Source organism: Paracoccus aerodenitrificans, from assembly GCF_027913215.1.
Classification (GTDB): domain Bacteria; phylum Pseudomonadota; class Alphaproteobacteria; order Rhodobacterales; family Rhodobacteraceae; genus Paracoccus; species Paracoccus aerodenitrificans.
On sequence record NZ_CP115784.1, the window covers coordinates 145725 to 161926 of the forward strand.

Annotated in this window: 17 protein-coding genes; 7 read left to right on the top strand and 10 right to left on the bottom strand. The window is 60.9% G+C overall.

Annotated features, from left to right (window positions below):
- The first annotated feature begins 66 nt into the window (after positions 1-66).
- From dusA to aroA, 3 genes are read left to right on the top strand one after another with little or no spacing between them, the layout of a single operon-like run.
- Positions 67-1065, top strand: a complete 999-nt coding sequence (dusA, locus tag PAE61_RS01930) for a tRNA dihydrouridine(20/20a) synthase DusA (protein ID WP_271113756.1) — start codon at positions 67-69, stop codon at positions 1063-1065.
- Positions 1056-1859, top strand: coding sequence for a sulfite exporter TauE/SafE family protein (locus tag PAE61_RS01935; RefSeq protein ID WP_271113757.1), 804 nt, complete (start codon positions 1056-1058; stop codon positions 1857-1859). Before dusA ends, PAE61_RS01935 begins: the two co-directional genes overlap by 10 nt.
- A 10-nt stretch (positions 1860-1869) precedes the next feature.
- Positions 1870-3201: a 3-phosphoshikimate 1-carboxyvinyltransferase gene (aroA, locus tag PAE61_RS01940; RefSeq protein ID WP_271113758.1), complete on the top strand. Its 1332-nt coding sequence runs from the start codon at positions 1870-1872 to the stop codon at positions 3199-3201.
- Here aroA and PAE61_RS01945 read toward each other — a convergent pair.
- Entirely contained in the window at positions 3198-3614 is a 417-nt protein-coding gene (locus tag PAE61_RS01945) for a VOC family protein (RefSeq protein ID WP_271113759.1), read from the bottom strand. The genes aroA and PAE61_RS01945 overlap by 4 nt on opposite strands.
- A gap of 111 nt (positions 3615-3725) precedes the next feature.
- Between PAE61_RS01945 and PAE61_RS01950 the strand changes: the two genes are divergently transcribed.
- The gene (locus PAE61_RS01950; protein WP_271113760.1) at positions 3726-4100 is read left to right on the top strand and encodes an NADH:ubiquinone oxidoreductase subunit NDUFA12; all 375 of its coding nucleotides are present in this window, start codon (positions 3726-3728) and stop codon (positions 4098-4100) included.
- Positions 4101-4136: 36 nt separating this feature from the next.
- Positions 4137-4505, top strand: a complete 369-nt coding sequence (locus PAE61_RS01955) for a DUF2155 domain-containing protein (protein ID WP_271113761.1) — start codon at positions 4137-4139, stop codon at positions 4503-4505.
- Here PAE61_RS01955 and aat read toward each other — a convergent pair.
- From aat to PAE61_RS02000, 9 genes are all read right to left on the bottom strand, one after another.
- On the bottom strand, positions 4469-5101 hold the full coding sequence (aat, locus tag PAE61_RS01960) for a leucyl/phenylalanyl-tRNA--protein transferase (protein WP_353620369.1): 633 nt from the start codon (positions 5099-5101) through the stop codon (positions 4469-4471). The two genes, PAE61_RS01955 and aat, sit on opposite strands and share 37 nt — an antisense overlap.
- Positions 5098-6447, bottom strand: coding sequence for an acetyl-CoA carboxylase biotin carboxylase subunit (gene accC, locus PAE61_RS01965; protein ID WP_271113762.1), 1350 nt, complete (start codon positions 6445-6447; stop codon positions 5098-5100). Before accC ends, aat begins: the two co-directional genes overlap by 4 nt.
- Before the next feature lie 7 nt (positions 6448-6454).
- Positions 6455-6973, bottom strand: coding sequence for an acetyl-CoA carboxylase biotin carboxyl carrier protein (gene accB / locus PAE61_RS01970; protein WP_271113763.1), 519 nt, complete (start codon positions 6971-6973; stop codon positions 6455-6457).
- Between the two features lie 249 nt (positions 6974-7222).
- Complete coding sequence (locus PAE61_RS01975; protein ID WP_271113764.1) at positions 7223-7543, bottom strand: phosphoribosyl-ATP diphosphatase; 321 nt, start codon at positions 7541-7543, stop codon at positions 7223-7225.
- Entirely contained in the window at positions 7540-8301 is a 762-nt protein-coding gene (hisF, locus tag PAE61_RS01980; protein WP_271113765.1) for an imidazole glycerol phosphate synthase subunit HisF, read from the bottom strand. Before hisF ends, PAE61_RS01975 begins: the two co-directional genes overlap by 4 nt.
- A gap of 39 nt (positions 8302-8340) precedes the next feature.
- Positions 8341-8526: a hypothetical protein gene (locus PAE61_RS01985; protein WP_271113766.1), complete on the bottom strand. Its 186-nt coding sequence runs from the start codon at positions 8524-8526 to the stop codon at positions 8341-8343.
- Between the two features lie 159 nt (positions 8527-8685).
- The gene (locus tag PAE61_RS01990; protein WP_271113767.1) at positions 8686-11856 is read right to left on the bottom strand and encodes an efflux RND transporter permease subunit; all 3171 of its coding nucleotides are present in this window, start codon (positions 11854-11856) and stop codon (positions 8686-8688) included.
- Positions 11853-13046 carry an efflux RND transporter periplasmic adaptor subunit gene (locus tag PAE61_RS01995; RefSeq protein WP_271113768.1) on the bottom strand — a complete coding sequence of 398 codons (1194 nt, stop codon included), beginning with the start codon at positions 13044-13046 and terminating at the stop codon, positions 11853-11855. Before PAE61_RS01995 ends, PAE61_RS01990 begins: the two co-directional genes overlap by 4 nt.
- Before the next feature lie 382 nt (positions 13047-13428).
- Positions 13429-13830, bottom strand: a complete 402-nt coding sequence (locus PAE61_RS02000) for a cell wall hydrolase (protein ID WP_271115074.1) — start codon at positions 13828-13830, stop codon at positions 13429-13431.
- A gap of 422 nt (positions 13831-14252) precedes the next feature.
- Between PAE61_RS02000 and leuC the strand changes: the two genes are divergently transcribed.
- Together leuC and PAE61_RS02010 are read left to right on the top strand one after the other, a co-directional pair.
- Positions 14253-15692: a 3-isopropylmalate dehydratase large subunit gene (leuC, locus tag PAE61_RS02005; RefSeq protein WP_271113769.1), complete on the top strand. Its 1440-nt coding sequence runs from the start codon at positions 14253-14255 to the stop codon at positions 15690-15692.
- Between the two features lie 2 nt (positions 15693-15694).
- Positions 15695-16183: a DUF4396 domain-containing protein gene (locus PAE61_RS02010; protein WP_271113770.1), complete on the top strand. Its 489-nt coding sequence runs from the start codon at positions 15695-15697 to the stop codon at positions 16181-16183.
- Positions 16184-16202: the final 19 nt, after the last annotated feature.

Genomic DNA, 16202 nt, shown 5'->3' on the forward strand with positions numbered 1-16202 from the left:
AGCCGGTGCGCAGTGAAGAACGGACGCTGAAGGATCAACATGCCGAGCGGCGACAGAATATATGACATGTCAACGGCCTCACGCCTGTCCGTCGCCCCGATGATGGACTGGACCGACCGTTATTGCCGTGGGTTTCACCGGGTCCTGTCACGCCGCACGCTGCTTTATACCGAAATGGTCACCGCCGCCGCGATCATCCACGGGCCGTGCGAAAGGCTGCTGCGCAAGGGCGATGATGAGCATCCCGTCGCCCTGCAACTTGGCGGGTCAGAGCCGGAAGAGCTTGCGCGGGCGACGGCGCTTGCGGCGGAGTTCGGCTATGATGAGATCAATCTGAATGTCGGTTGCCCCTCTGACCGGGTGCAATCAGGCTGTTTCGGGGCCGTGCTGATGAAGACGCCTGCTCTGGTCGCGGATTGCGTGGGTGCGATGATCGCGGAAAGCCCGGTCGAGGTGACGGTCAAATGCCGGATCGGGGTCGATGATCAGGAACCGGAGATCGTGCTGCCCGATTTCCTGTCCCGGATGAGCGATGCAGGGGTCTCGCGGATTATCATCCATGCCCGGAAAGCCTGGCTTCAGGGGCTGAGCCCGAAGGATAACCGTGAAATTCCGCCGCTGGATTATGATCTTGTTCACCGGATGAAGGCGGCTTTTCCCGATCTGCATCTGTCGATCAATGGCGGGATCGGCGCGGATGCGGTGCGGGCCCAGCTTCGGGTCATGGATGGAGTCATGATCGGCCGCGCCGCCTATCACCAGCCCTGGGATATTCTCGGAGACGCGGACAGGTTGTGGGATGAAGCCCCGCCATTTTCCGATCCCGTGGATGCGGCAATGGCGATGCGTCCGGTTATTCATGAATGGCTTGAGGAAGGGACGCGGATCCATCAAATCACCCGGCATATGCTGGGTCTGTTTCACGGGCGGGCAGGCGCTCGCAGATGGCGCCGCACGCTCAGCGAAGGGGCGCATAAGGCGGGTTCTCCGGCAGAGGCTCTTGCGCTTTACGACCGGGCATTGGATGAGGTCGGTAATCTGGTTGAGGCTGCTGCATGGAACTGATTCTTCCCGCATTGATACTTGCGGCTGTCGGCGCGTTTGCCGGCGTTCTTGCCGGTCTTCTGGGCGTTGGCGGCGGTATCGTACTGGTGCCGGCCTTCTTCTATCTGTTCAGCGCGGCGGGGTACGGGTCTGAAGATCTGATGCAGATCTGCCTTGCGACCTCGCTTGCGACGATCATCGTCACCTCGGCACGCTCGGTCATGGCGCATAAACGCAAGGGTGCGGTGGACTGGTATATCCTGCGGGACTGGGCGCCCGGCATCGCGATAGGTGCGGCAATCGGTGTGTTCACCGTCGCGGGGCTGAGGACCGAAACCCTGCAGGTGATCTTCGGTACGCTGGTGCTGGTGATCGCGGCCTATATGATTTTCGGTCGCTCAAGCTGGCAACTGGCTGACGATATGCCCAAAGGTCCGGTGAAATATGTGCTATCGGCGCTGACCGGCTTCGTTTCGGTCCTGCTGGGGATCGGGGGCGGCTCGATCGGCGTGCCGCTGATGACGCTGCATGGCCGCCCGATCCACCGTGCGGTTGCCTCGGCTGCGGGGTTTGGCGGGCTGATCGCCTTGCCCTCGGCGCTGCTGTTCCTGTTCACCCCGACCGAAAACGCGCCGCCGGGAACGGTCGGTGCGGTGAATATTCCTGCCTTTCTTATCGTCATCGCCATGACGCTTCTGACCGCGCCGCTTGGTGCCTCGCTTGCGCATCGGCTTGATCCCAAGCGGCTCAAGCGGGTCTTCGCCTTCTTCCTTGCTCTCGTGGCGCTGAACATGCTGCGGAAGTCCCTGTTCTGAAAGGAAAGCCATGTCACACGGCCCCGCCTCTCCGATGTCGTCACGCCGTTCCGCCGCGCTGAAGGGTGAGGCTGCGATACCGGGCGACAAGTCGATCAGCCATCGGGCGCTGATCCTTGGCGCTCTGGCGATTGGCCGGACCCATATCACCGGGCTGCTGGAGGGGCAGGACGTTCTGGATACCGCGAAGGCGATGCAGGCCTTCGGAGCGCAGGTCGAACGGCTGGGGCCGGGTGAATGGACCGTGGACGGTGTCGGTGTCGGCGGTTTCGCCGAACCGGAGGGTGTGATCGATTGCGGCAATTCCGGGACCGGCGTCCGGCTGATCATGGGGGCGATGGCGACCACGCCGATCACCGCGACCTTTACCGGCGATGCCAGCCTGTCGCGCCGCCCGATGCGGCGTATCACCGACCCGCTGGAACAGTTCGGAGCGCAGATTACCGCACGGGAAGGTGGTCTGCTGCCGGTGACGATCAACGGGGCGGAGGATGCGATTCCGGTAAGCTATCGCACGCCGGTCGCTTCGGCGCAGATCAAATCGGCGGTGCTGCTGGCCGGGCTGAACGCGCCGGGCCAGACCGTCGTGACCGAGGCCGAACCCACACGCGACCATACCGAGCGCATGCTGGCCGGTTTCGGCGCGACCATCGCCACGGAACAGACTGATGAGGGACATGTCATCACGCTGACCGGCCAGCCAGAGCTTCGCGGCCAGCAGGTCGCCGTTCCGCGCGACCCGAGTTCCGCCGCCTTTCCCGTTGCCGCGGCGCTGATCGTGCCCGGATCGGAAATCCGCGTTGCCGGGATCAGCCGCAATCCGACGCGGGACGGGCTTTATGTGACCCTGGCCGAGATGGGCGCGGATCTTCTTTGGGAAAACGACCGTGAAGAGGGCGGAGAGCCGGTCGCCGATCTGGTCGTGCGTCACTCGGCATTGCGCGGCGTCTCTGTTCCGGCGGAACGCGCCGCCAGCATGATCGACGAATTCCCGATCCTGTCGGTGATCGCGGCGATGGCGCAGGGCGAGACGGTGATGAACGGTGTGGCCGAATTGCGGGTCAAGGAATCCGACCGGATCGACGCGATGGCCAAAGGCCTGCGGGCAAACGGGGTCGAGGTCTCGGAGACGCGGGACAGCATGACGGTTCACGGAAAGGGCGAAATCCCCGGAGGCGGAGCGCCCGTCGAAACCCATCTGGATCACCGCATCGCCATGTCATTTCTGGTCGCGGGTCTGGCGGCGAATGCAGAAATCACTGTCGATGACGGCAGCGCAATCGCGACCTCATTCCCGGATTTCGTGCCGCTGATGACGGGACTTGGGGCCGATCTGGGTTAATCCGTGTCGATCTGGATCGTGTCGCAGGATCTCTTGCGCACCCGCTCATCGCATTTCGCCTCGATATTATTGCCGTCCGGGTCGAGCACATAGGCGGCGTAATATCCCGGATGATAATCGCGCAGCCCGGGTGCACCGTTTTCCCTGCCGCCCGCCTCCAGCGCCGAGCGGTAAAACCTGTCCACGGTCTTGCGGTCGGGGGCCTGAAAACAGATATGGATCCGGCTTGGGCTTTCGCCGGGAGTGATCTCTTCGATCATCAGCTCATCGCATTCCATCCAGTCGCGGCCATGACCGATACAATCGCTTCGACCCAACGCCACCAGAACCGCCTCATAAAAGACGCGGGCGCGTTCGAAATCCGCAACGCGCAGATGGATATGGTCGAATAACCGTCCCTGATAATAGCTCATCATAATATCCTCTCACTCGCAACGCAGCGATGGCATGGGGGTTCCGCGACGACTGGACCCGGGCTGCGCTTTGCGGCATAGAGAACCCAGCTACCGCAAAGGAGTTTACCCATGTGGATCGTTGATCGCGTCCTGACCTGGTGGAGAGGCCAGACCCTGAATACTCAGGTCTGGACCGCGCTTTATGGCGAAAAGGTCGGCGAGGATGATCAGGGGAATATTTACTATCAATCCGGCGGCGGGAAGCGCCGTTGGGTGATCTATAACGGGGAATCCGAGGCAAGCCGGGTGCCGGTCGAATGGCATGGCTGGCTGCATCATACCTTCAAGGAGCCGCCGACAGAGGCACCTCTGCCGCGCCGTGAATGGGAATTGCCGCATCAGATGAACATGACGGGGACGCCTCAGGCCTATCGCCCGAAATCCTCGATCTATCGCGCCGATCCTGCCGAGCGCAGCGATTACGATGCGTGGCAGCCGGAATAATCGAGTCGCTGTCGGATACTCTTCGGGGTCTTCATCATGAAAATCATCGCCACCACCCTGTTCGCCCTGTCGCTTGCCCTGCCTGCCGCTGCGCAGGACGGCATAGCCACAACGCGCGGAAGCGGTGCTGTGCTGCGTGCCCTGGACAAGGTCTCCAGTGAAATCACCGATCTTCAGCTTTCTCCGGGCGACTCGGCCGAAATCGGGCGGCTGACCGTTCGTCTGGGCGAATGCCGCTATCCGAGCGCGGACCCCAATTCCGACGCCTTTGCACAGCTTGTGATCACAGACCGCAACAGCCGCGCAACCCTGTTCGATGGCTGGATGATCGCGTCCTCTCCGGCGCTGTCGGCGCTTGACGATGCGCGTTACGATGTCTGGGTTCTGGCCTGCAACACTGCCTGAAAAGAGGGCAGGGGACGGGACCTTATATCCGCCCCGATCCGGATCGCCCGTGCAAGTCTGCGCCGGTAAGTCGCCCGGGAAATGGTCTGCCCGCCAAGCGATTGCAGATGGGTCGTCGGATATTGAGTGTCGAACAGGGTAAATCCGCAGTGCCGCAGATGCTCTGACAGCAGGATCAGCGCGGCCTTTGAGGCGTTTTCTCTGTGCGAGAACATGCTTTCTCCGAAAAACGCGCCGCCGATGGTGATGCCGAACACGCCTCCGATCAGGTCTCCATCCGCATCACGAACCTCAAGCGAGCAGGCATGTCCGCTGCGGAACAGTTTCGTATAAAGCGACACAAGAGGAGCGTTGATCCAGGTCTCATCCCGATCTGCGCAACCCGCAAGCGTGCCCGCGAAATCCTGATTCAGCGTTGCCTGCCATGTTATGTGGCGCAGATGACGCCGCATGGACCGGGAAATATGGACATCCCCGACCGGAAATATCCCGCGATGCGACGGATCGAACCAGTGCAATGCGGGATCATGGGCGGAAACGGCCATGGGAAAAATGCCATTGGCATATCCCCACAGCATCTGTTCCGGCGTGATCAAGCCGGAGCGTTCTGCGCCAGCCAGCGTTCCAGCCAATGGATCGAATAATTCCCCGACTGGATATCCGGCTCCTGCAACAGCGCACTGAACAGTGGCATCGTCGTGTCCACGCCATCCACGATCAGTTCGGACAAGGCCCGGCTCAGCCGTGCCAGAGCCTCGGGGCGGTCCCGGCCATGCACGATCAGCTTGCCGATCAGGCTGTCATAATAGGGCGGGATGACATAGCCATCATAGATCGCGCTGTCCATGCGGACGCCCAACCCGCCCGGCGCGTGAAACTGCGTGATCTTGCCCGGAGAAGGGCTGAAATTCGGCAATTTCTCGGCATTGATCCGCACCTCGATGGCATGGCCGCGAATGCGCAGATCGTCCTGATTCAGTTCCATCTTCTGGCCGGCTGCGACCCGGATCTGTTCGCGGACAAGATCGACGTCGAAAATCGCCTCGGTCACGGGATGCTCGACCTGAAGGCGGGTGTTCATCTCGATGAAATAGAATTCACCGTCTTCATATAGGAACTCAATCGTGCCCGCGCCGATATAGCCCAGATTTTTCATCGCATCGGCGCAGATTTTGCCGATCCGTTCGCGTTCCTCTGGCGTGATCGAGGGGCCGGGGGCTTCCTCCAGAACCTTCTGATGACGGCGCTGCAAGGAACAGTCGCGCTCGCCCAGATGCACCGCATTGCCCTTGCCGTCGCCGAAAACCTGAATTTCGATATGGCGCGGCTTTTGCAGGTATTTCTCGATATAGACATCGGGGTTACCGAAGGCAGCCTTTGCCTCGGACCGGGCGGTGCGGAAGGCGACCTCAAGGCTGTTTTCGTCCTGCGCGACCTTCATGCCGCGCCCGCCGCCGCCTGCCGTTGCCTTGATGATCACCGGATACCCGATCTCGGCGGCGACACGTTTCGCGTCCTCGACCTCATTCACCCCGCCATCCGAGCCAGGAACGACCGGAATGCCCAGTTCCTTCGCGGTGTCCTTGGCGGTGATCTTGTCGCCCATGATGCGGATATGTTCCGCTTTCGGGCCGATAAAGGTGATGCCGTGATCTTCCAGCATCTGCGCAAAACCCGCATTTTCGGACAGGAAACCATATCCGGGATGGACCGCCTGAGCGCCGCTGATTTCACAGGCGGCGATGATCGCGGCGGGGTTGAGATAGCTGTCCATCGACGAATTCGGCCCGATACAGACCGATTCGTCGGCCATGCGGACATGCATTGCATTGGTGTCGGCGGTCGAATGGACAGCGACGGAATCGATGCCCATTTCCCGGCATGCGCGGATCACGCGCAGCGCGATCTCGCCACGATTGGCAATCAGGATCTTTTGGAACATCCCGGCCTCATTCCACGACCATCAGGGGCGCACCATATTCGACCGGCGTGCCGTCATCGACGAGGATCCGCTTGACCGTGCCGGATTTGGGTGAGGGGATGTGGTTCATCGTCTTCATCGCCTCGACGATCAGCAGCGTATCGCCCTCGCTGACTTTCTGGCCGATGCTGACAAAGGGTGCCGCACCCGGTTCCGCCGAAAGATAGGCCGTGCCTACCATAGGCGAGGTAATCGCGCCGGGCAGATCGCCGGGATCGGTTTCCGCCCCGACCGTAGCGCCGGGGGTCGCGGTCGGCGTGGCCGGACTTTGCGGTGCCGCAACCGGAGGCGGAGCAAGCGCGGCGGGCGCCTGCATCATCACCTGTTTGCCGTATTTCGAAAGGCTGACCGTCAGCCGGTCATTCTCGCCATATTCGCGCTTCACCGATAGTTCAGACAGCTCGCTGCTGTTCAGAAGCTCGGCCAGAGACTGAATGAATGCCACGTCGCCTTCGTGGTGCTTGCCGGATTTGGCATCTTCGGTCATGAGGATCCTCTGCCTTGTAAAGCCCGCGTCTGCCGCGCGGTGATAATTGGGCGGCTTATATCAAGGAATGCAGGGTAAGGAAAAGCAAATTGGGCGATCCGTTTGCCCTTTGCCGTTATTTCTTTGCCGGGGTTGTCGCGGATTATGCGGGAAACACAAGCGGTTGCGGTTTTCCCCGCGATATTGCCGCATTTCGCATCACCGTCCCGCATGACGAAAATCGCCCGGCAATCCCGCATTCCGCCCGTTTCAGCCGCGCCCGGCCTTCTCGGCAATACCGGAACGGCCCTCGCGCCGTGCCAACTCGGCGGCCACGTCTTTCAGCGACAAATCCCGGGCCGCCAGCATCACCGCCAGATGATAAACCGCATCCGCCGCCTCGGATGTCAGCTTCTCGCGGTCGCCTTTGACGGCCTCGATGATTGCCTCGATAGCTTCCTCGCCGAATTTCTCGGCGCATTTTTCCGGTCCCCGCGCCAGAAGTTTTGCCGTCCAGCTTTCCTCTGGGTCGGCCTGTTTACGCTCGGCAATGGTGGCATCCAGCCGCAGGAATGCGTCGTAATCGCTCATGTCAGCCTCATCGGGATACCGGCCGAGGCCATATGCGCCTTGGCCTCGGCGATGGTAAACGTTCCGAAATGGAAGATCGAGGCGGCCAGAACCGCGGATGCGCCGCCCTCTGTCACGCCTTCCACAAGATGATCCAGCGTGCCGACTCCGCCAGAGGCGATGACGGGAATATCCACCGCGTCGGAAATCGCCCGCGTCAAAGGCAAGTTGAACCCGGACCGCGTACCGTCACGATCCATCGAGGTCAGCAGGATCTCTCCGGCGCCTTTTGCCGCGACGATGCGGGCGAATTCGATGGCGTCGATCCCGGTCGGCTTGCGTCCGCCATGCGTGAAGATCTCCCAACGGTTGTCACCGACGCCTTTCGCGTCGATGGCGCAAACGATGCACTGACTGCCGAAGCGGTCGGCAGCCCGGGCGATCACATCGGGATCGGCCACAGCGGCAGAGTTGAACGAGACCTTATCCGCCCCGGCCAGCAGCAATGCGCGGACATCTTCGGGCGTGCGCACCCCTCCACCCACGGTCAGAGGGACAAAACACTGCTCGGCCGTCCGCGTGACCACATCGAACATGGTGCCGCGATTTTCATGCGTCGCGTGAATATCGAGAAAGCAGATCTCATCCGCCCCCGCCGCGTCATAGGCCTTCGCAGCCTCGACCGGGTCGCCCGCGTCAATAAGATCGACGAAATTGACACCCTTGACCACGCGGCCATCGGCGACATCAAGACAGGGAATGATACGTATCTTCAGCATGCCGCACAGATACGCGCAGCGGCGGGGCAGGGGAAGGGGTCAGCGCTCATCCGGGCCGCGGAGGATCAGCGTCTGGAACAGATAGGCCCCGGCTGCGGCAAAGATAACGCCCCAGAACAGATTGCCGGACGAAAATTCGAAGATCGCCCATCCGAAAGGAAAGCAAACACAGAGGATGCGGACCCAGAGCCTGCGAAAAAAGGGATGATTCGGGTTGATCAGCATATTTGCGTCATAGACCGGGCATCAGGCTGGTGAAAGGGGCTGGCCGCATCAGATCCGGAATGCGAGTTCGTATGTCTTGCTGCCCGTGACACCACCCTCAACAAAAAAAAGGCACCGCAGAAATCTCTGCGGTGCCTTATCACATTATCGTCCCGAAGATCAGCCGTGCTGGTTTTCAGCCCGCGCCTCGGCTTCCGCGCCCGGAGGCGTCTTGCCCAGTTTACGGCTGGTCCATTCCGTTACGTTCTGGATAACGAAATACAGCGAGGGAATGATGAACAGACCGATCAGGGTCGCGCCAAGCATCCCGCCGATCACCGTGATGCCGACAGCGTTCTGCGCACCTGCACCCGCGCCGGTCGAATGCGCCAGAGGCAGAACGCCGAAGATGAAGGCAAGCGCGGTCATCAGCACGGCGCGGAACCGCGCTTCGGCTCCGGTCCGGGCCGCTTTCAGGATCGGCATGCCTTCCTCGCGCCGCTCCTTGCAGAACTCGACGATCAGAATGGCGTTTTTCGCGGCAAGCCCGATCAGAAGCACCAGCGCGATCTGCACATAAAGGCTCATCTGAAGGCCGGTCACGACAAGCGCCACCGCTGCACCCAGACCCGCCGCGCCAAGCGACAGAAGGATCGCGACCGGAAGCGCGAAGCTTTCATACAAAGCCACAAGGAACAGATAGGCGAAGACCAGCGACATGATGTAAACAATGTACTGGTTGCCGCCACCTTGCTGTTCCTGGAAGGACAGACCGGCCCAGGCGACGCCGAACCCCTCGGGAAGCTCCTCCGAGGCAATGCGCTCGACCGCATCCATTGCCGAGCCGGAGCTTTGGCCCTCGGCAGGCTGACCGTTCACCGGGGCCGATACAAGCTGGTTGAATCGGGTGATGACATATGGTCCCAGAACCGTCTCGGTCGAGGCGATGGTCCGCAGCGGCACCATGTCGCCGGACGAACTGCGGACATAGAGATTCATCAGATCCTCGACCTCGTTGCGATAGTCGGCCTCGGCGGCGATATTGACCTGATAGTTCCGCCCGTCAGTGGTGAAGTCATTCACATAGGCGGATCCGAATGCAGCGCCGATGGTCGAATAGATATCCGCCGGGTTCAGGCCAAGACGCTCGGCCCGGACCCGGTCGATATTCACATAGACCTGCGGCACATCGGCGCTGAAGGTTGAGGACATGCCGGCCATTGTCGGATCCTGGTTGATCGAAGCCAGGAAGGACCGCAATGCCTGCGACAGCTCAGCCGGAGATTGTCCGCTCAGTGCCTGAAGCCGCATGTCCAGACCGCCAACCGTACCGACGCCAGGAATCGGCGGCGGCGGGAAAGCGGCGATGGTCGCGCCGGGGATCTGGCTGAAACGCTGGTTCAGCGAACCGACGATATAGCCGATCTGGGTTTCCTCGGATGTCCGCTCTTCCCACGGATCAAGCGCGGCGACGACCATTGCGCCATTCGGGACCAGCGTTCCTTCAAGGATACTGAACCCCGAAACAGAGATGGTCTGTTCCACGCCGGGCGTATTGTTCAGCTCTTCCCGGACCAGTGCCATCACCTCTTCCGTGCGCTGCAACGAGGCCGCATCGGGAAGCTGGATATTGATGAACAGACCGCCCTGATCCTCGGCGGGCAGGAAGGTGCTGGGAACCGAGGTGAACAGATACACCGCGCCCAGAACACAGGCGACAAGCATCCCGATCGGGATCGGCCAGATCTTCAGCAGAAAGCCGACGATCTTTCCGTAAGTGTCGCGCAGCCAGTTGATGAACGCTTCGACAAGACCAAGCGGCCCGCGGCGTTTACCCTCTTTCGGGGCGCGCAGCAGGACGGCGGAAAGCGCCGGGCTGAGCGTCAGTGCGACGATGGCCGACATCACCAGACCAGCGGACAGCGTGACGGCGAATTGCCGGAAAAGCTGGCCGTTGATTCCCGGCAGGAACGCAGTCGGCACGACAACGGCCAGAAGCACGAATGTGGTCGAGATGATCGGCCCGGTGATCTGCCCCATCGCCGTTCGTGCGGCATCCGGCACCGGCGTTTCGGGGTGTTCCTCAAGAATATGCTGGACGTTCTCGACGACAAGAATCGCGTCATCCACCACCAGACCGATGGCAAGCACCAAAGCCAGCAGTGAAATCGTGTTCAGCGAATAGCCCATCGCCAGCAGCACCGCCATTGCGCCAAGCAGCGAGACGGGGATCGCGACCCCGGCAACGATGGTGGCCCGCCAGTCCTGCAGAAACAGGAAGGTGACCAGCATCACGATGATGAAGGCTTCAATCAGAATATCTTCGATCAGCTCGACGCTGGCATTCACGAAGTCGGTCGAATCATAGACGTTTTCATAGACCAGATCCTGCGGAAAGCTCTCCTTGGCTTCCTCCAGCAGCGAGATCACCGCATCCCGCGTGTCCAGAGCATTGGCACCCGGAGCGAGGTTGACCTGCATCATCGTACCGTCGCGTTCACCGACCATCGCCTGAGCGCTGTATCGCTGTGCGCCCAACTCGATCCGGGCGACATCTCCAAGACGGACGATACTGCCGTCATCGCCCGTGCGGACAACGATTTCCGAGAATTGCTCGGGTTCGGACATCCGCCCCTGCGCCACCAGAGTATACTGGACATCTGTTCCCTCGGGCGCGGGCGGGCCGCCGACCTCACCCAGAGCCGCCTGAACGTTCTGGCCCGAGATCGCCGCCGCGATTTCTGCCGCAGTCACCTCAAGCGCGTTCATCTTGGCGGTGTCCATCCAGACCCGCATCGAATATTCGAATGTCCCGACCGCCGACGCGTCGCCCACTCCGGGCACGCGGACGATCTCGTCGAGAAGCTGGCCGCTGACATAGTTGGACACGTCCAGCGTATCCATCTGCCCGTTCTCGGCATAGAAGCCAAGCGCCAGCAGGAAGTCGGGCGAACTTGCGCGAACCGAGACACCCTGCTGCTGCACCTCACTGGGCAGGCTGGACATGGCAAGCTGAACGCGGTTCTGCACGTTCACCTGAGCCTGATCCGGATCGGTTCCGACCTGAAAGGTGATGGACAGCAGATACTGCCCCGAGTTCGAGCTTGTCGATGACATGAAGCTCATATCGTCAACGCCGTTGACCGAGGATTCGATCGGCCCGCCGATCACATCGGCGATGGTTTCGGCGCTGGCACCGGGATAGGTGGTCGCAACGTTAACGGTCGGCGGGGTGATTTCCGGGTATTGCTGGACCGGAAGCGCGATAAACGCGATTGCGCCGACGATTGAGATGAGGATGGAAACGACAAGCGCAAACCGGATGCGGCGAATAAAGAAGCTTGAGATCATTGTTCCGCATCCGCCTCAGTTTCAGCCGGTGCGGCCTCTTCAGCCCCGGCCTGATCCGCATCCCCGGTCGGCAGCTCAGAGACCGTGACCTCCATGCCGCCCTGCAGTCGCTGCACGCCCTGCACGACGACCGATTCCCCACCTTCAAGGCCCTCGGTCACGGCCCAGCCTCTGTCAACGCTTGCGCCGGTTGCGATCCGGCGCTGTTCGACCCTGTTGTCATCGCCGACGACAAAGACATAGCGACCGTCACGGTCCTGCAGCACGGCAGGCTGCGGAACGATCGGCAGTTCCTGCGGGTCCTTTTCCGACACGACGATGGTGGCGAACTGGCCCGGCATCAGTACGGCTTCGGGGTTGTCATAGATCAGACGGACCGGGATCGTGCCGGTCGCGGGATCGACCTGATTATCGATGAAATCCAGCCGTCCGGTATGCGGATACAGCGACCCGTTCGACAGTTCGAGATTGAAGTTCACGCTGTCCTGACCAGCCTCGACCATGCCGTTTTGCTGCATGTCCAGCAGAAGCTGCTCGGACAGTGAGAACACGACGCGGATCGGATCAAGCTGGACGATTTCCGCCAGCGTCCCCGCCGAGGGGCCGACGAAATTGCCCTGAGTGATCAGCGCCCGGCCGATCTTGCCGGTGATCGGGCTTGTGATGTCGGTGTAACCGAGATTGATTTCCGACAGGCGCACGCTGCTTTGAGCGGCCTGAACATTCGCCTGGGCAACCTGAAAATTGGCCTGAGCCTGCTCAAGATTGACCTCTGCCGAGGCGTTCCTGTTCACCAGCGCCTGCTGACGCGTCTGTTCCTGATCGGCCAGACGCTGCTGCGCCTCGGCCTGCGCAAGGCTGGCCTCTGCCGAGGCAACCTGCGCTTCGTATTGTGCACGTTCGATATTGAACAGCGGATCGCCCGCCTGCACGACCTGACCGGGCTCGAACAGAACTTCCTCGATAAAGCCCTGAATTCGCGCCTGAATATTGACGCGCTCAATGGCTTCCACCGTGGCGGTGAAGGTTTCCGGTGCGGTCACCGGCTTGACCTCGATGCGCTGGGTTACCACGGTCGGCGCCGGAGCCTGCTGCGCGGCGGCCCCGCCTTCCTCCTGCGCGGTGGCAAGTCCCGGGACAAGGCCAAGAAGAAGAGTTGATCCAAGAAGGGAGGCGCGTATAAATTGCATAGTTCTGTCCCGTTATAGATGTGCCCGAGATAGATGTGCCCGAGCGCAATACCGTTTTTTTAAAGCTGGAATCGACATGTTCAGAGATCGATCCTTGGTATCCCATCGCCAGCAAGACACTGACAAATGAGAGTTTCAGACGTCGAATTCTTTGCGGCTACCGAAGCGCCGATACTCTTATCCTATATTTTTTTGTAAAGTCACCATGCGAACATGATCTGGGCGTAATGGATTTTTTCGCTTGCGTTTATACAGAATCTTCTGTGCTAATTATCTCAAAATTATGACATTTCCAGCGCGGGCTTGCGCCGGTATTTCCGGCCCGCTTGCCGACCCGGATATCCGGGCCGGCTGGGGATTTGTCACTTCCAGAATTGTCTTTTCAGCGTCCGGTAATTCCCTCGATCGGCAGGGGCGGAACCGGCCGGGTGACAAGATGACTATTCCGCTTTTCGTAAAACGCATTGCCACCCGTCACCAGGACGTAATGCATGTTGTCATAAGGGAAGCTGTACCCCGCCGTATGGAAGAACGTGGCATTGCCGATCAGCGGATGACGCTCGCCGCGCAGAACCGATCTGGCGGCCTCCCGGATCATGGGCAGGCTGCGAGAATCCATCTTTTTGGTCATGACTCCGGGCGCGAACTGGTTTTTCTGCCCGACCACGCCGCAGACCGAGTTCGGAAAATCGTCCGACCGGACCCGGTTCATCACCACACTGCCGACCGCGATCATCCCGTCCCGGCTTGAGCGGTTGGATTCGAAATACATGGCCCGCTCCATACATTCCTGTGGCGACTGACGCGCGGGGCCGGAACACCCGGCCAGCAGAGTTGCGCCCGCAACCGCAAGCACGGTCAGAGATGTTTTCGGATAAAGCTTTCTGATGATGTTACGCAATTGCTGCCCTCGCTGATTGGTCTGCCTCGGAGCCGGTCTTTGCCGGATTGGGAACAGCTTGCCACCGATTGAGCCGGGAAAAAAGCCGCGGCGTCGCGCGATAAGCGCAGTCCTGCCGCAGAATCCCTTGCTTCGGCTGCGTCACAGGCGTAACTTCCCTGCCCATGATGCGTTATTTCGACATTCACGACCGCGCCCGTCTGCCGGGCCGCTTTTACGGTGAAAGCCTGTCTGTGACCGCACGACTGTGATCCGGTGCCCTCCGATCGCTCTGCAAGCCATTTCTTCATCACAAGAGAACAGCCATGACCGGCACCACAAACGCGGGGACACCCCGTACGCTCTACGATAAAATCTGGGACGCCCATGTCGTCGATGTCACCGATGACGGCACCACCATTCTGTATATCGACCGCCATCTGGTCCATGAGGTTACTTCGCCGCAGGCCTTCGAAGGTTTGCGCATGTCGGGCCGCAAGGTCCGTCGCCCGGACCAGACCATTGCCGTCCCCGACCATAACGTACCGACCACCCCCGACCGGGTGAACGGGATCGAGAACCCCGAAGGCCGCATTCAGGTCGCCGAGCTGGACAAGAACGCGAAGGAATTCGGCCTGCCGAATTACTATGCGATGAACGATATCCGTCAGGGCATCGTGCATATCGTCGGCCCCGAACAGGGCTGGACCCTGCCCGGCATGACCGTCGTCTGCGGCGACAGCCACACCGCGACGCATGGCGCGTTCGGTGCTCTGGCCCACGGTATCGGCACGTCAGAGGTGGAACATGTTCTGGCCACCCAGACCCTGATCCAGTCCAAATCGAAGAACATGAAGGTCGAGATCACCGGCAAGCTGCGTCCCGGTGTGACGGCCAAGGACATTACTCTTGCGGTGATCGGCAAGACCGGCACGGCGGGCGGCAATGGCCATGTCATCGAATATTGCGGCGAGGCGATCCGCGATCTGTCCATGGAAGGCCGCATGACGGTCTGCAACATGGCCATCGAAGGCGGTGCCCGCGCCGGCCTGATTGCGCCCGATGAAACCACCTTCGAATATGTAAAGGGCCGCCCCCACGCACCGAAAGGTGCCGCATGGGAGGCCGCGCTGAACTGGTGGAAGACGCTGAAAACCGATGAGAGAGCGCATTTCGACAAGGTCGTCACCATAAGGGGCGAGGATATCGCTCCGGTCGTGACCTGGGGCACCTCTCCCGAAGATGTGCTGCCAATTACCGACACCGTGCCCGCGCCGGAAGATTTCACCGGCGGCAAGGTTGAGGCGGCCAGGCGCAGTCTTGACTATATGGGACTGAAGCCGGGTACGAAGCTGACCGATATCGCCATTGACGCGGTGTTCATCGGCTCCTGCACCAATGGCCGGATCGAGGATCTCCGCGCCGCTGCTGAAATCGTCAGGGGCAAGAAGCTCGCCGACGGTGTGCGGGGCATGGTGGTGCCGGGCTCTGGTCTGGTCCGCATGCAGGCCGAGGAAGAGGGTCTGGACAAGATCTTCACCGATGCCGGTTTTGAATGGCGCATGGCGGGCTGTTCGATGTGTCTTGGGATGAACCCCGACCAGCTCGCCCCGGAGGAACGCTGCGCCGCAACCTCGAACCGCAATTTCGAGGGGCGTCAGGGCTATCGCGGCCGCACCCATCTGATGTCGCCCGTCATGGCCGCCGCCGCCGCCATCGCGGGGCATCTGGTCGATGTGCGCGACGTGATGGGCGAGACGGTCTGACAATGTCACACCAGCACCACCATCCCGATCATGAGGCAGCGGAACCAGCCGATCTGAATGCGTTGGCGCGTTCGGCGACGATTCACTGCCTGATCGGCTGTGGGATTGGCGAAGTGCTGGGTATGGTGATCGGGACGGCGATTGGTCTGTCGAATATCGCGACGATTATTCTGGCGGTGATACTCGCCTTTATCTTCGGATATTCGCTGACCATGCGGCCGCTGCTGAAATCCGGCATGCCGTTGGGGCAGGCGGCTAAACTGGCGCTTGCCGCTGACACCGCCTCGATTACCATCATGGAAATCGTCGACAATCTGATCATGCTGATTATCCCCGGCGCAATGGACGCGCATCTGTCCTCGCCGCGCTTCTGGATCAGCCTTGCCGTGGCTCTGGCAATAGCCGGTGTCGCGGCTTTCCCGGTCAATCGCTGGCTCATCAAGCGGGGGCGTGGTCATGCCCTCGTACATTCGCATCACAATCATGGCTGAGGGCAACGCCCCGGCCCCC